The organism is Shumkonia mesophila, assembly GCF_026163695.1.
Taxonomy (GTDB): Bacteria; Pseudomonadota; Alphaproteobacteria; order Rhodospirillales; family Shumkoniaceae; genus Shumkonia; species Shumkonia mesophila.
Map to the genome: position 1 here is coordinate 88,870 of NZ_JAOTID010000012.1, position 14,982 is coordinate 103,851.

At 68.6% G+C, this 14,982-nt stretch carries 12 protein-coding genes, 1 tRNA gene and 1 pseudogene; 10 read left to right on the top strand and 4 right to left on the bottom strand.

What is annotated here, in order from left to right; all coding sequences use genetic code 11:
- Position 1 precedes the first annotated feature (1 nt).
- A complete protein-coding gene (locus ODR01_RS18170; RefSeq protein ID WP_316979115.1) occupies positions 2–1,930 on the bottom strand; it encodes a potassium/proton antiporter in 1,929 nt (642 codons plus the stop codon).
- Between the two features lie 198 nt (positions 1,931–2,128).
- A complete protein-coding gene (locus ODR01_RS18175) occupies positions 2,129–2,740 on the bottom strand; it encodes a TetR/AcrR family transcriptional regulator (protein ID WP_316979116.1) in 612 nt (203 codons plus the stop codon).
- Between the two features lie 102 nt (positions 2,741–2,842).
- Here ODR01_RS18175 and ODR01_RS18180 point away from each other — a divergent pair, with 102 nt between their 5' ends.
- From ODR01_RS18180 to ODR01_RS18195, 4 genes are all read left to right on the top strand, one after another.
- Positions 2,843–3,592, top strand: a complete 750-nt coding sequence (locus ODR01_RS18180) for an SDR family NAD(P)-dependent oxidoreductase (protein WP_316979117.1) — start codon at positions 2,843–2,845, stop codon at positions 3,590–3,592.
- A gap of 18 nt (positions 3,593–3,610) precedes the next feature.
- Positions 3,611–4,822 carry an efflux RND transporter periplasmic adaptor subunit gene (locus ODR01_RS18185; RefSeq protein ID WP_316979118.1) on the top strand — a complete coding sequence of 404 codons (1,212 nt, stop codon included), beginning with the start codon at positions 3,611–3,613 and terminating at the stop codon, positions 4,820–4,822.
- A 34-nt stretch (positions 4,823–4,856) separates the two neighbouring features.
- Positions 4,857–8,090 carry an efflux RND transporter permease subunit gene (locus ODR01_RS18190; protein WP_316979119.1) on the top strand — a complete coding sequence of 1,078 codons (3,234 nt, stop codon included), beginning with the start codon at positions 4,857–4,859 and terminating at the stop codon, positions 8,088–8,090.
- Positions 8,091–8,179: 89 nt separating this feature from the next.
- The gene (locus ODR01_RS18195) at positions 8,180–9,106 is read left to right on the top strand and encodes a bile acid:sodium symporter family protein (RefSeq protein WP_316979120.1); all 927 of its coding nucleotides are present in this window, start codon (positions 8,180–8,182) and stop codon (positions 9,104–9,106) included.
- A gap of 13 nt (positions 9,107–9,119) precedes the next feature.
- On the opposite strand, the gene ODR01_RS18200 is transcribed toward ODR01_RS18195, so the two are convergent.
- Positions 9,120–9,257, bottom strand: coding sequence for a hypothetical protein (locus ODR01_RS18200; protein WP_316979121.1), 138 nt, complete (start codon positions 9,255–9,257; stop codon positions 9,120–9,122).
- Positions 9,258–9,463: 206 nt separating this feature from the next.
- Positions 9,464–9,553: transfer RNA gene (locus tag ODR01_RS18205), tRNA-Ser, on the bottom strand.
- Between the two features lie 253 nt (positions 9,554–9,806).
- Here ODR01_RS18205 and rplU point away from each other — a divergent pair.
- The 6 genes and pseudogenes from rplU to ODR01_RS18235 all read left to right on the top strand — a co-directional run.
- Positions 9,807–10,115: pseudogene (gene rplU / locus ODR01_RS25370) on the top strand (50S ribosomal protein L21); the annotation flags it as partial.
- Positions 10,116–10,379: 264 nt separating this feature from the next.
- Positions 10,380–10,640, top strand: a complete 261-nt coding sequence (gene rpmA / locus ODR01_RS18215; protein WP_316979123.1) for a 50S ribosomal protein L27 — start codon at positions 10,380–10,382, stop codon at positions 10,638–10,640.
- A gap of 97 nt (positions 10,641–10,737) precedes the next feature.
- Positions 10,738–11,775, top strand: coding sequence for a GTPase ObgE (gene obgE, locus ODR01_RS18220; RefSeq protein ID WP_316979124.1), 1,038 nt, complete (start codon positions 10,738–10,740; stop codon positions 11,773–11,775).
- Positions 11,772–12,896 carry a glutamate 5-kinase gene (gene proB / locus ODR01_RS18225; protein ID WP_316979125.1) on the top strand — a complete coding sequence of 375 codons (1,125 nt, stop codon included), beginning with the start codon at positions 11,772–11,774 and terminating at the stop codon, positions 12,894–12,896. Before obgE ends, proB begins: the two co-directional genes overlap by 4 nt.
- Positions 12,897–13,063: 167 nt before the next feature.
- Entirely contained in the window at positions 13,064–14,344 is a 1,281-nt protein-coding gene (locus ODR01_RS18230) for a glutamate-5-semialdehyde dehydrogenase (RefSeq protein WP_316979126.1), read from the top strand.
- Positions 14,341–14,952: a nicotinate-nucleotide adenylyltransferase gene (locus ODR01_RS18235; protein ID WP_316979127.1), complete on the top strand. Its 612-nt coding sequence runs from the start codon at positions 14,341–14,343 to the stop codon at positions 14,950–14,952. The genes ODR01_RS18230 and ODR01_RS18235 overlap by 4 nt, the downstream gene beginning before the upstream one ends.
- The last annotated feature ends 30 nt before the right edge of the window (positions 14,953–14,982 follow it).

Here is a 14,982-nt window from a genome sequence, read left to right on the forward strand (position 1 = left end):
GTCATTCGCCGTCGTTGGCGGGGGAAGAGGGACCCGGTTTCTGGCTGCGCCGGGCGCCCAGGTAGTCGATGATCTGCCGGGCGTTGAGGCGAAAGGGCTCCTTGTCCGGATCTGAAGGGACCACGTTTTCCCGCCTCCGGCGGCGCCGAACCCGCAGCCGTTCCTTGATCTGCCGGGCGTTCAGGAAAAGAGGAACCTTGGCTGGGCCGGACGGCTGGGGCTGAATCGCCACGCCGACCGCCTTGATGTTTCCCGCCTCGTCCAGTTCGCGAACCACCAACTCGATGCCGCCGCAGGCGACGCGGTCGCCAACCTCGGTGCGCCCGCCCAGGCGTTTCTCGATGAAGTCGGCGATCGGCATGGCGGAATCGAGATCGCCGTCCGCCACGTCGTAGGCGTGGGCGAGGTCCCCCAGCGACCTGGTGGGGTCCACGGTGAATTCCCCGAAGAAGTCCTTGTCGTCGTCCTCGACCGAGGCCGGGCTGGCGAACAGGCGGTCGAGAAGCCGGGTATAGCGCGGCGGAACGAACAGGTAGACGCGGTCGCCCGCCTGCGGCCGGCCGGCGTAATGGTAGCCCATGGACTGTCCGTCGCGCACGACAAGCGACGGGCGCGCCCACCGCGGCACCCGCTCGCCCCGCGCCACCGGGCTGTCGGGCACGACGCGGTAGACCACCAGTTCGTGATGGGCATCGCCGGGAAGCTCGAGTTCCACCTTCTCCAGCGGCCCGATGCTGGGCGGCACGACGAGACCGAGCCAGCGCGCCGTCGTCGGGATGATCCACCCCTGGACGAGCAGAGAGGTGAGCACGATGATGAAAGTCATGTTGAAGAAGATCTGGCCGTCTGGGACAGCATAGACCAGCGGCAGGATGGCCAGCAGGATGGACACGGCGCCGCGCAGCCCGACCCACGAGATGAAGGCCGTCTCGTTCGGTTGCGAGCGGAACGGCAGCAGGCACAACCATACCGCCAGCGGCCGACCGACGAAGGTCAGGAAAAGGGCCAGGGCGATGGCCGGCAGCGCGACCACCGGAAAGTGGCTCGGCGTCGCCAGCAGGCCGAGGACGAGGAACATTACGATCTGGGCCAGCCAGGAGAGGCCGTCCTGAAAACGGCGCAAGGTCGCCTGCGAACGCATGCGGCGATTGCCGGCATAGAGCCCGGCGACGAAAACCGCCAGGAACCCGCTGCCGCCGGCCAGGCCGACGGCGCCGAACAGTACCAGCGCCAGCGACATCACGAGGATCGGATAGAGGCCCGCCGCGAGTTCCAGCCTGTTCACCAGGCGGACGATCAGGAAGCCGCCGAGAAGCCCAAGGATCACCCCGAGGCCCATCTGTTGGGCAAAGCCGATCAGGAACTCTCTCAGGGCCGTGTCCGCGGCGGCATCGCCGGCCACGATCAATTCAACCAGCGTGATGGTCAGGAAGATGGCCATGGGATCGTTCGAGGCGGATTCGACTTCGAGGGTCGAGCGAACCCTGTCGCGGATGGTGATGCCGCCGACCCGAAGCAGGAAGAAAACCGCCGCGGCATCGGTGGAACTGACGATGGCGCCCATGAGAAAAGCGTGCAGCCAAGGCAGACCCACAGCAAAACGGGCGGCGACGCCGACCAGCAAGGCGGTGAGCAGGACGCCGAGGCTGGCCAAGGTCAAGGCCGGGCCGGCAGCGGCCCGGAAGGACGACAGGCGGGTGCCGAAGCCGCTGTCGAAGAGGATGACGGCCAGGGCCAGGCTGCCGACGAAATAGGCCATCCGGGCATCGTCAAAACGCAGGCCCAACCCATCCTCGCCGGCCAGCAGGCCGAGCCCCAGGAAAACCAGAAGCAAGGGCGCCCCGATGCGGAAGGAGACCAGGCTGGTCAAGACCGCCACGCCGATGAGTCCGGCGCCCAGCAGGATGACCATGAACATGACTTCGAGCATGGCAGCCGCACCCCGTTTCCCGGCAAAAGATTGCACAAGCCCCTCGCGCGCCCGCGCCTGGTTCCGGCAGGTGCTCGTACACGTTGGAAAGCGACCGCTGAGGGCAACTCGTCGCTTTATTATGTATTGTTGAGAATGGTTCCACAATCCGCCCGGCGGGCGGAAAAGCGAAAAGTCGGGCGGGTCAGGATCGCCAGCTCAGACAGGGGTGGCGGGAACGGATTGCTGCGTCCACACCCGAAGCGCGGTTTCCGCCACCTGGCACAGGCTCTCGCGGCTGGCGCCGCCGGCCGCCTGGACCGCCATGCCCTGGGCGATGGTGGCGATGAAGCGGGCCACCTCGGCCGGATCGGCGCCGGGCGGCAAATCGCCCTCGCGCTGCGCCTGCTCCATGCGCTGGCGGATTCTCGTCTCGTATTGGGCGCGGATGCCGGCGAGTTCCTGCCGAATGGATTCGGCCTCTTGGCCGCAGGTCAGCGCGCCCTGGACCGTCAGGCATCCCACCGGGTGGTCGGGGTTGGTCAACATGTCGGCCGCGCCGAAAAGCAGCCGCTCTACCACGCCGCGTGCTGTCGGCGCCTCCAGCGCCTCGCGTACGTAGGCGCCCTTTTCCTCGATGTAGCGATCCAGCGCCTTGCGGAACAGCGCCTCCTTGTTGCCGAAGGCGGCGTAAAGGCTGGGACGGTTGATGCCCATCGCCTTGGTCAAATCGCTGAGCGACGCTCCCTCGTAGCCTTTGCGCCAGAACACCTCCAGCGCGCGGTTGAGGGCCGTATCGATGCAAAAGGCGCGCGGCCGACCTATCGGCACATCCCGTCTCCTTTTTTTATACCGCTTGGTAATTTATTCAGTTGAAAGGGCGACGTCCAGCTCCATATTCTTACCGATCGGTACAGAACATGGAGCTTTCGAATGTCCCAATTGCTGAAGGGCAAGGTCGCCCTGGTCACCGGCGGATCTCGCGGTATTGGCGCCGCGATTGCCGAAGGCCTTGCCGCCGAGGGCGCCGACGTGGCCATCAGCTACGCATCCTCGGACGCGAAAGCCGCGGCCATGGCTCTTCGACTCGAAAAGTTGGGGGTGCGGGCCGCCGCCGTCAAGGCCGACCAGGCCGATCCGGCGCAAGTCGAGAAACTGGTGAAGGACGTGGTGGCCCGTTTCGGCAGGCTGGACATCCTGGTCAACAACGCGGGCGTCGCGGCGGCGGCCAAGGTCGACGATCCCGCCGCCGACGTGGCGGCGCTCGACCGCGTTTACGCCGTCAACCTGCACGGTGTCGTCGCCGCCATCCGCGCCGCCTCGCAGGCGATGGCCGAGGGCGGGCGCATCGTCACCATCGGCTCCGCCCTGGCGGCGCGGGCGGGTTTCCCCGGCTTTGCCGACTACGTCGCCACCAAGGCCGCCGTCGTCGGCTATTCCAGGAGCGCCGCCCACGATCTGGCGCCGCGCCGGATCACCGTCAACGTCGTCCAGTCCGGCTCCGTCGACACCGACATGAACCCGGCGGACGGCGCTTCGGCTGACGACCAGCGGGCGACGACCGCGCTTGGCCGCTTCGCCGGTCCCGAGGAGATTGCGGCAGCCGTGGTGTTCCTGGCCAGCCCGGGCGCCTCGTATGTCACCGGAACGGTTCTCAATGTCGACGGCGGCTATACCGCCTGAATCTTGAAGGAGTTTCCCATGAAGAAGGTTCATTCCCATTACGTGCTGTGGGGCGCGGCGGCCATGTTGGCGGCGGTCGTGGGCGGCTTCGCCACGCTGCCCTATCTGCCCGGCCACGACGCCAAGGCCACCGAGGCGGTCGAGGCCGCTCCGCCGCCGGCGGTCCCGGTGTCGGTGGCCACCGTGGAGCGCCGCGACATCGTTCCCTGGGAGGAATTCTCGGGCCGGCTGGAAGCGGTGGAACGGGTCGAGGTGCGCTCGCGCGTCGCCGGCCAGATCCAGGCCCTGCATTTCCGCGAGGGCGGGCTGGTCAAGCAGGGCGACCTGCTGGTGACCATCGACCCGGCGCCCTTCGCCGCCGAGGTGGCCCGCGCCGAGGCCCAGACGGCGTCGGCCCGGGCGCGCCTGGCCTTCACCAAGCGGGAGTACGAGCGGGCCCGGGAACTGTCGGGTTCCGGCACCATTCCGCTGCGCGAACTGGACAGCCGCACCAACGCCTATGCCGAGGCCCAGTCCTCGCTGCGCGCCGCCCAGGCGGCGCTGGAAACGGCCAAGCTTAATCTCGGCTATACGCAGATCCGCGCCGCCGTCTCGGGCCGCGTCGGCAAGGCCGAGGTGACGGTTGGCAACCTAGTGGCCGCCGGGGCCGGCGCGCCGGTGCTGACCACGCTGGTTTCGGTCGACCCCATCTACGCCAGCTTCGATGCCGACGAACAGGTGGTCATGCGGGCCCTGAGTTCGCTGCGCGACGGCGCGGGCGGGGCCCTGGCGGTGGAACGTGTCCCCGTGCGGATGGAGGCCCCGACGGCCGACGGTGCGGCGGTGCCGGGGCGGGTGCAGATGATCGACAACGTGGTCGACGCCGGCAGCGGCACGGTGCGCGTGCGCGCCGTCTTCGACAACGGCGAAGGGGTCTTGATGCCCGGCCAGTTCGTGCGCCTGCGCATGGGACAGGCCAAGTCCGAGCCGGTGCTGCTGATCAGCGAGAGGGCGGTCGGCACCGACCAGGACAAGAAGTTCGTCATGGTCGTGGGCGAGGACAACAAGGCCGCCTACCGCGAAATCAGCCTGGGCGCCACGGCCGGCGGCCTGCGCGTCGTCGCCGACGGCTTGAAGGCCGGCGAGCGCATCGTGGTGAACGGCCTGCAACGCCTGCGGCCGGGCGCCCTGGTGGCGCCCAAGGAAGTCTCGATGGCCCCGACCCGCCTCAAGGCCGTGGCGCAACGCTGACCCTTCACGCAACCGGGAAGGACGGGAGCGATCCATGAACATCTCGAAATTCTTCATCGACCGCCCCGTCTTCGCGGCTGTCCTTTCGACCCTGATCTTCGTGGCCGGCCTGCTGGCGCTGGGCAACCTGCCCATTTCGGAATACCCCGAGGTGGTGCCGCCGACGGTGGTGGTAAGCGCCCAGTATCCGGGCGCCAACCCCAAGGTCATCGCCGAAACCGTCGCCACCCCGATCGAGGAGGCGATCAACGGCGTCGAGAACATGCTCTACATGGGCAGCCAAGCCACCACCGACGGCGTGATGACGCTGACCGTCACCTTCCGGCTGGGCACCGACCCCGACAAGGCCCAGCAGCTGGTGCAGAACCGGGTCGCCCAGGCCGAGCCGCGCCTGCCCGAGGAGGTGAGGCGCCTGGGCGTCACCACCGTCAAGAGCTCGCCCGACCTGACCATGGTCGTGCACCTGCTGTCGCCCAACGACCGCTACGACATGACGTACCTGCGCAACTATGCGCTTCTCAACGTCAAGGACCGGCTGGCCCGCATCGAGGGGGTGGGGCAGGTCCGCCTGTTCGGCTCCGGCGACTATTCCATGCGGGTCTGGCTGGACCCGCCGAAGGTGGCCGAGCGCGGGCTGTCGGCCGGCGACGTGGTGGCGGCCATCCGCGAACAGAACGTGCAGGCTGCCGCCGGCGTGGTCGGCGCCTCGCCCGGCCTGCCCGATGTCGACCTGCAACTGTCGGTGAACGCCCAGGGCCGCCTGCAAAGCGAGGAGGAATTCGGCGACATCATCGTCAAGACCGACGCCGGCGGGGCGGTGACGCGCCTGCGCGACCTCGGCCGCATCGAGATGGGGGCGGCGCAGTACGCGTTGCGCTCGCTCTTGGACAACAAGGCGGCGGTGGCAATTCCCATCTTCCAGGCGCCGGGGTCGAACGCCATCCAGATCTCCGACGAAGTGCGCGCCACCATGGCCGAGATGAAGGCCTACCTGCCCGAGGGCATCGACTACGAGATCGTCTACGATCCCACCCAGTTCGTGCGCGCCTCCATCGAATCGGTGGTCCACACCCTGCTGGAGGCGGTGGCCCTGGTGGTGCTGGTGGTGATCCTGTTCCTGCAGACCTGGCGGGCCTCGATCATCCCGCTGCTGGCGGTGCCGGTCTCCATCGTCGGCACCTTCGCGGTCATGCACCTGCTGGGAGTGTCGATCAACGCGCTGTCCTTGTTCGGCCTGGTGCTGGCCATCGGCATCGTCGTCGACGACGCCATCGTGGTGGTGGAGAACGTCGAGCGCAACATCGAGGCCGGCCTCGCCCCCAAGGCGGCCACCTATCGCGCCATGCGCGAGGTGTCGGGTCCCATCGTCGCCATCGCCCTGGTGCTGGTGGCGGTGTTCGTGCCGCTGGCCTTCATCAGCGGGCTGACCGGGCAGTTCTACAAGCAGTTCGCGCTGACCATCGCCATTTCGACCGTGATCTCGGCCGTCAACTCGCTGACCCTGTCGCCCGCCTTGGCCGCCATGCTGCTGAAGAGCCACGACGCGCCCAGGGACTGGTTGACGCGGCTCATGGACTGGTCGCTGGGCTGGCTGTTCCGCGGCTTCAACCGCGCCTTCGGGGGCGGCGCCCGTCTCTATGGCCGGGGCGTCGGCCAGGTGGCCTCGCGCAAGGCCTTGATGATGGGCCTTTACCTGGCGCTGGTCGGCGTGACCTATGGCCTGTTCCAGGCGGTGCCGGGCGGGTTCGTTCCCATGCAGGACAAGCAATACCTGATCGGCTTCGCCCAGTTGCCCGACGCCGCCACGCTCGATCGCACCGAGCAGGTCATCCGTACCATGGGCGACATCGCGTTGGCCGATCCCGACGTCGAGCACGCGGTGTCCTTCCCCGGCCTGTCCATCAACGGCTTCACCAACAGCACCAATTCGGGCATCGTCTTCGTGACGCTGAAGCCCTTCGACGAGCGCACCCGCCCCGACCAGAGCGCCGGCGCCATCGCCGGGCGGCTGAACGGCCGCTACGCCGGGTTGCAGGACGCCTTCGTCGTCATGTTCCCGCCGCCGCCGGTGCAGGGGCTGGGAACCACCGGCGGCTTCAAGTTGCAGGTGGAAGACCGCGCGTCCTATGGCTACGAGGCGCTGGACGGCGCGCTCAAGGCTTTCCTGGGGCGGGCCGCCCAGACGCCCGAACTGACCAACCTGTTTTCCTCCTACCAGGTCAACGTGCCCCAGCTTTACGCCGACGTCGATCGCACCAAGGCGCGCCAGTTGGGCGTCGCCGTGACCGACGTCTTCGACACCCTGCAGATCTATCTGGGCAGCCTCTACGTCAACGACTTCAACAAGTTCGGCCGCACCTATTCGGTGCGCGTGCAGGCCGACGCCCCCTTCCGGGCGCGGTCCGACGACATCGGCAAGCTCAAGGTACGCTCGGGCTCGGGCGAGATGGTGCCGCTGGCCGCGCTGCTGACCGTCAATCCCGCCGCCGGGCCGGAGCGGGCCATGCGCTACAACGGCTTCCTGGCCGCCGACATCAGCGGCGCCCCCGCCCCCGGCTATTCGTCGGGCGAGGCGCAGGCGGCGGTGGAGAGGATCGCCGCCGAGACGCTGCCCACCGGCTTCACCTTCGAATGGACCGACCTCACCTACCAGCAGATCCTGGCCGGCAATTCCTCGCTCATCGTCTTCCCGCTGGCCATCCTGCTGGTCTTCATGGTGCTGGCCGCGCAATACGAAAGCCTGACCCTGCCCGTCGCCATCATCCTGATCGTGCCGATGGGCCTGATGGCGGCCATGGCCGGCATCCGGTTGACCGGCGGCGACAACAACGTCTTCACCCAGATCGGCCTGATCGTGCTGGTCGGCCTGTCGGCCAAGAACGCCATCCTGATCGTCGAGTTCGCCCGCGAGCTCGAGTTCACCGGCCTTACGCCCCGCGCCGCGGCGTTGCAGGCGGCGCGCCTCCGGCTGCGGCCGATCCTGATGACCTCGATGGCCTTCATCATGGGCGTGGTGCCCCTGGTCGTCTCCACCGGGGCCGGCGCCGAGATGCGCCACGCCATGGGCGTGGCGGTGTTCGCCGGCATGATCGGGGTGACCGCCTTCGGCATCTTCCTGACCCCGATGTTCTATCTGCTGGTCCGCGCGCTGGCCGGCAACCGGCCGCTGCGCCACCATGGGGGAGAGGGCCATCCGGAGTCGCCGATCCTGGCCCCGGAGGGGGAACCGCAACTGACCCTGGCGCTGACCCGCACGCCGGAGGGGTGAGTCCCCCTCCCCGGGCCTCCACGGCACTGGAAACTGCGGCCGGGTTCGGTCATGGTTGCCGCCTCGAAGGGGCTCCGGGGGGATCGGCCATGGAGGCATTGGGTGCGGCGTCGCGGTTCGTCGGGCGGACCTTCGCGCTGTGGGTGATCGTCGGCGCCGCGGCGGGTTACGCCGCCCCGGCCGGATTCGCGCCGGTCGCCCCGCACATCTTCTGGCTGCTCGGGCTGGTGATGTTCGGCATGGGCCTGACGCTCGCCCCCGGCGACTTCCTTGCGGTGGCGCGCCGCCCGGGCGCCATCGCCCTGGGAGTCGCCGCCCAGTTCACCCTGATGCCGGGCCTCGCGTTTGCCCTGACGCAGATGGTCCCCATGCCCGCCGACGTCGCGGCCGGCGTCATCCTGGTCGGCTGCTGCCCCGGCGGCACGGCCAGCAACGTCGTCACCTACCTGGCCAAGGGCGACGTCGCGCTCAGCGTGACGATGACGGCCGGCAGCACGCTGCTTGCCCCCCTGGCGACGCCGGCCCTGGTGTGGCTGCTGGCCCGCCAGTACCTGCCGGTCGACGCCGCCAGCATGTTCCTCAGCATCGCCCAAATCGTGCTCCTGCCCCTGGCCCTGGGGGTGACGGCGAAGACGCTCTTCCCGAAACTCACGGAGCGGCTGGTGGCGGCGCTGCCGCTGGTCAGCGTCGGCGGCATCGTTCTCATCGTCGCCGCCGTGGTCGCCGTCAACCGGCCGGCGCTGGCTCAAAGCGGTCTTTTGATCGCCGCCGTGGTCGCCACGCACAACGTCCTGGGATTGCTGCTGGGCTGCTGGGCGGGCCGCGCGTTCCATATGGAGCCCCCCCAGATCAGGGCGGTCACCATCGAGGTCGGCATGCAGAACAGCGGCCTGGGATCGGCCCTGGCGTTGGCCCACTTTTCGCCCCTGGCGGCGGTGCCGAGCGCGGTGTTCAGCGTCTGGCACAACATCTCGGGAACGCTGCTGGCCAGCTATTTCCGGCGCCAGGACTCATGAAGTCGATTTGGCCTTACCAGAAGCGTTTCTTGGCGAAGGCTTTGCCGGAACCGGACTTGAAGTAGCGTTCGAGGTCCCGCGCGTTGGGCTCGGCCGATACGGCGACACAAGCTTTCAGGTCGACCGGCAGATGCGCCTTCGTCGAATCCACGCGGCCTTGCCGATGCGAATCGACCCGGCGACGGAGACCGTGGAGCCGACGTAGATGTCGCCGTTAGCCAATTGAAGGAAGTAGACGTACCACATGGCACCGGCCTCCCTTCGCTCCTCACGGAGCTTCGGGAGACACTCCTACGCCTAAACGCCTTCGTGTGTCAGGCCAGGAATGGCCTGCCACCCGAAGCCGAAGGCGTAGGGTGGCGGAGGGGGTGGGATTCGAACCCACGGTACCCGCAAGGGTACAACGGTTTTCGAGACCGTCCCAATCGACCACTCTGGCACCCCTCCGCAAATCGGGTTCCATTCCTCTTTGGCAGAGGGCGGCCGGCACGGGGCGCGGAGATTAGCCGAGGGCGCGCCGCGCCGCAAGCACCTAACGCGGCGATGCGGGAGGCGGAATCGGCCGCGAGTCGCAAAAGGCCGGGCCGCCCCCGCCAATCATCGTTGACATCGGGGGTTTTGCGGCTATATTGCCGCCTCTTTTCGCGAGCCTCGCGGCAGCGCGGGCGCTCGTGTTCGTGATGAACGCAGTGGGGCGAAGATGTTCGCAGTCATCAAGACCGGCGGTAAGCAGTATAAGGTGTCCAAGGACGACGTGCTGGCCGTCGAAACGCTGGCCGGTGCGCCGGGCGACCTGATCCAGGTCGGCGACGTGCTGATGCTGGGCGAGGACGGCCAGGAGCCGACCGTCGGCGCGCCGATCGTCGACAAGGCGGCGGTGTTCGCCGAGGTCCTGGACCAGACGCGCGGCGAGAAGATCATCGTCTTCAAGAAGCAGCGCCGGCAGAACCACCGCCGCAAGATCGGCCATCGCCAGAACCTGACGGTGCTCCGCATCGAGGCGATCAGCCCGACCGGCGAGAAGCCGGCCTTCGAGGCGAAAGCCAAGGTCAAGGCGGCGAAGCCGAAGGTCGAGGCCGCCGAGGACGACGGCGACGCCCCGGTGAAGGCGAAAGCCAAGGCCAAGGCGGCGCCGAAGGCGAAGGCCGAATCGAAGGCCAAGCCGAAAGCGGCGGCGAAGGCCAAGAGCGAATCCAAACCCAAGGCGGCGAAGTCGGGCGGCACGGCCAAGGCCGGCGCCAAGAAACCCGCCAAGTCGAAGGAGTAACCGGTCATGGCGCATAAGAAAGCAGGCGGCAGTTCCCGCAACGGACGCGACAGCGCCGGCCGGCGCCTGGGCGTCAAGCACTTCGGCGACGAACTGGTGGCGCCCGGCAACATCATCGTGCGCCAGCGCGGCACCCAGTTCCATCCCGGCGAAAACGTCGGCATGGGCCGCGACCACACGCTGTTCGCCAAGGTCGAGGGCAAGGTGAAGTTCCGGCACAAGGCGCAAGGCCGCACCTACATCGTGGTGGAGCCGTCGAAAGCCTGAGGAGGCCCTGGCCATTCGCTGAAAAAAGCGGGGGAATGGCCAGCCATTCCCCCTTTTTGATTCGGGGGTCGTCAAGCGGGTTTTCGGGGACCGGGAAATGAAGTTTCTCGACGAAGCCAAGATCTTCGTGAAGAGCGGAGACGGCGGTGACGGCTGCGTGGCCTTCCGCCGCGAGAAGTTCATCGAGTTCGGCGGCCCCAACGGCGGCGACGGCGGGCGCGGCGGCGACGTCGTCGTGGAGTGCGCCGACGGGCTGAACACGCTGATCGATTTCCGCTACCGCCAGCACTTCAAGGCCGACCGCGGCCAAAACGGCATGGGCCAGAACCGCAGCGGCGCCGGCGGCAAGGACACCGTCATCCGCGTGCCGGTCGGAACGCAAATCCTCGACGAGGACAAGGAGACCGTGCTGCTCGACATGACCGAGGTCGGCCAGCGCGCGTACCTCGCGCGCGGCGGCGACGGCGGTTTCGGCAACACCCATTTCAAGTCCTCGACCAATCAGGCGCCGCGGCGCACCACCCCCGGCTGGCCCGGCCAGGAGCGCTGGGTGTGGCTGCGCCTCAAGCTGATCGCCGACGCCGGACTGGTCGGCCTGCCCAACGCCGGCAAGTCGACCTTCCTGGCCGCCGTGTCGCGCGCCCGTCCGAAGGTCGCCGACTATCCCTTCACCACGCTGCATCCGCAGTTGGGCGTCGTTCACGTCGATAACGGCGAGTTCGTACTGGCCGACATCCCCGGCCTCATCGAGGGGGCGCACGAGGGGGCCGGCCTGGGCGACCGATTCCTCGGCCACATCGAGCGTTGCGGCGTGCTGCTGCACCTGGTCGACGGCACCGCCGAGGACGTCGCCGAGGCCTATGGCGCCATTCGCAACGAGCTGGCCGCCTATGGCGGCGGGCTGGCCGAAAAGCCCGAGGTGCTGGCGCTCAACAAGTGCGACGCCCTGACGGCGGAGGCCATCGCCGAGAAGTCGGCGGCACTCGCCGCCGCCGCCGGCCACCCCGTCGCCATCCTGTCGGGCGCCACCGGGCTCGGCGTCGAGGCGGTGCTGCGCGAGCTTCGGGCATTCATCACCAAGGGCCGGGACAAGGCCCAGGACAGCGAGGAAGGCGGAGGACCGTTCGTGCCATGAGCGGAGCGAAGAACGATTACCTGGCGACCGGCAAACGCATCGTCGTCAAGATCGGATCGGCCCTGCTGGTCGCCAAGAGCGGCGCCATCCACAAGAAATGGCTGCAGGCGCTGGCCGACGACGTGGCGCGCTGCCGGGCGCGCGGCCAGGAAGTGATCCTTGTCTCCTCGGGCGCCATCGCCGCCGGCCGGCGCCAGCTGGGCTTCGCCGACGGCGAGCTGCGGCTGGAGGAAAAGCAGGCCGCCGCCGCCACCGGCATGATCCGCCTGACCGGCGCCTACCAGGAGTGCTTGGGCGTGCACGGCATCACCGTCGCCCAGATCCTGCTGACGCTGGACGACAGCGAGAACCGCCGGCGCTACATCAACGCCCGCAACACGCTGAACACGCTCCTGAAGCTGGGCGCGGTGCCGATCATCAACGAGAACGACACGGTGGCCACCGACGAGATCCGCTTCGGCGACAACGACCGCCTGGGCGCCCGCGTCGCCGCCATGACCACCGCCGACGTCCTGGTCCTCTTATCCGACATCGACGGCCTGTACACGGCCGACCCGCACACCGACCCCAACGCCCGCCACCTGCCGGAAATTACCGAGATCACGCCGGAGATCGAGGCCATGGCCGGCGCCTCGCTGCCCGGCTTCGGGGTCGGCGGCATGGTCACCAAGCTGGCGGCGGCCCGGGTCTGCCTCAACGTCGGCTGCCGCATGGTGCTGACCGCCGGCAACCACCTGAATCCCTTGAAGCGGATCGAGGAAGGCGCGCGCTGCACCTGGTTCCTGCCCGGCGCGACGCCGCACACCGCGCGCAAGCGCTGGATCGCCGGCACGCTCAAGGCGGTCGGCGACATCGTGCTCGACGACGGGGCGCTGAAGGCGCTGCATGCCGGCAAGAGCATCCTGCCGGCCGGGGTGGCCAAGGTGTCGGGCAGCTTCGAGCGCGGCGACGCGGTGATCGTGCGCGACGAGGGCGGGCGCGAGGTGGCGCGCGGCCTGGTCGCCTATTCGGCCGAGGACGCCAGGCGCATTCTCGGCCACAAGAGCCGCGAGATCGAAGCCATCCTGGGCTTTCGCGGCCGCGACGAGATGATCCACAGAGACGACCTGGTGCTGACCTGAGAGCGGCGCCTGGAGAGTGATGAAATGCTCGCTATATCCATGACGTCATTCCCGCGCAGGCGGGAATCCAGGTTCACCCCCGGCTTCTGGACTCCCGCGTTCGCGGGAGTGACGGGAAATAGCGAATTTTTCCGCAGTCTGGCCACAGGACGCCGGAGAACAGAACCATGACCATCGCCACAACGGACAAGGCCGATATCGACCTTCTGATGGAAGGGATAGGCGCCGCCGCCAAGGCCGCCGCCGCCCAACTGGCCACCGCGCCGACGGCCGCCAAGAACGCCGCGCTGACGGCCGCCGCCCGCCGCATCCGCGAAGACCGCGCGGCGATCATGGCCGCCAACGCCAAGGACATCGCGGCCGGCAAGCAGAAGGGCCTGAGCGCCACCCTGCTCGACCGCCTGATGCTGAACGACGCCCGCATCGAGGCCATGGCCAAGGGCCTGGAAGACGTGGCCGCCCTGCCCGATCCGGTCGGGTCCGTGATGGCCGAATGGGACCGCCCCAACGGCCTGCGCATCGCCCGCGTGCGGACGCCGCTGGGCGTCATCGGCGTCATCTACGAATCGCGGCCCAACGTGACGGCCGACGCCGGGGCGCTGTGCCTCAAGGCCGGCAACGCGGCGATCCTGCGCGGCGGCTCGGAAAGCTTCCATTCCTCGGCCGCCATCATGGACTGCCTGGCCGCCGGCCTCGCCGAGGCCGGGCTGCCCGCCGCCGCCATCCAGCTGGTGCCGACCGCCGATCGCGCCGCGGTCGGCGTCATGCTGACCATGACCGACACCATCGACGTCATCGTGCCGCGCGGCGGCCGCTCGCTGATCGAGCGCATCACGGCGGAAAGCCGCATCCCGCTGTTCAAGCACCTGGAAGGCATCTGCCACACCTACATCGACCGCGCCGCCGACCTGGGCAAGGCGCGCAAGGTGACGCTGAACGCCAAGATGCGGCGCACCGGCATCTGCGGCGCCACCGAGACGCTGCTGGTCCACAGGGACGCCGTGGCCACCCACTTAAAGCCGATCGCCGACGACCTGATCGCCGCCGGCTGCGAGCTGCGCGGCGACGCCCGCGCGCGGGCGGCCGATCCCCGCATCGGGCCGGCCACCGAGGAAGACTGGTCGACCGAATACCTCGACGCCATCCTGTCGGTCGCCGTGGTCGACGACATCGACGCCGCCATCGCCCATATCGCCAGGTACGGCTCGGAGCACACCGAATCGATCATCACCGAGGACGCGGCGGCGGCCGAGCGGTTCCTCGCCCGGGTGAACAGCGCCATCGTCATGCACAACGCCTCGACCCAGTTCGCCGACGGCGGCGAGTTCGGCATGGGGGCCGAGATCGGCATCTCGACCGGCAAGCTGCACGCCAGGGGCCCGGTCGGCGTCGAGCAGCTGACCACATTCAAGTACGTCGTGCGCGGAACCGGGCAGGTTCGGCCTTGAACGTCATCCCGGCCGATCCGCCCGCCGGGCTTCGGGTCGGGCTGCTGGGCGGCTCGTTCAACCCGGCCCACGCCGGGCACCTGCACGTCAGCCTGCTGGCGCTCAGGCGCCTGAAGCTCGATCAGGTGTGGTGGCTGGTGTCGCCGCAGAACCCCCTGAAACCGCAGGCCGGCATGGCGCCGCTGGAGGACCGGCTGGCCGGCGCCGCGAGGGCGGCGGCCGATCCGCGCATCCGCGTCGGCGCCATCGAAGCGGAACTCGGCACCCGCTACACCGCCGACACCCTGGTTGCGCTGAAGGCCCGTTTTCCCGGGCTCCGCTTCGTCTGGCTGATGGGCGCCGACATCCTGGTGCAGTTGCCGCGCTGGAAGCGCTGGCGCGATGTCTTTCGCGCCGTTCCCATTGCAGTTTTCGCGAGGCCTTCGTATTCTTTAAAGGCACGGTTCGGGCGCGCGGCCCGGCAATTTGCGGCGGCCCGGCAATTGGCTTCTCGGGCCTCGGATCTGGCGGCGATGACGCCGCCGGCCTGGGTTTTCCTGAGAACCCCGCTGCACGGGGCGTCAGCCAGCCGTATCCGCGCCCGGCGAACCGCAGATCACAACGGATAGGAAAGGAACGGTCATCCCACGACGCACCCA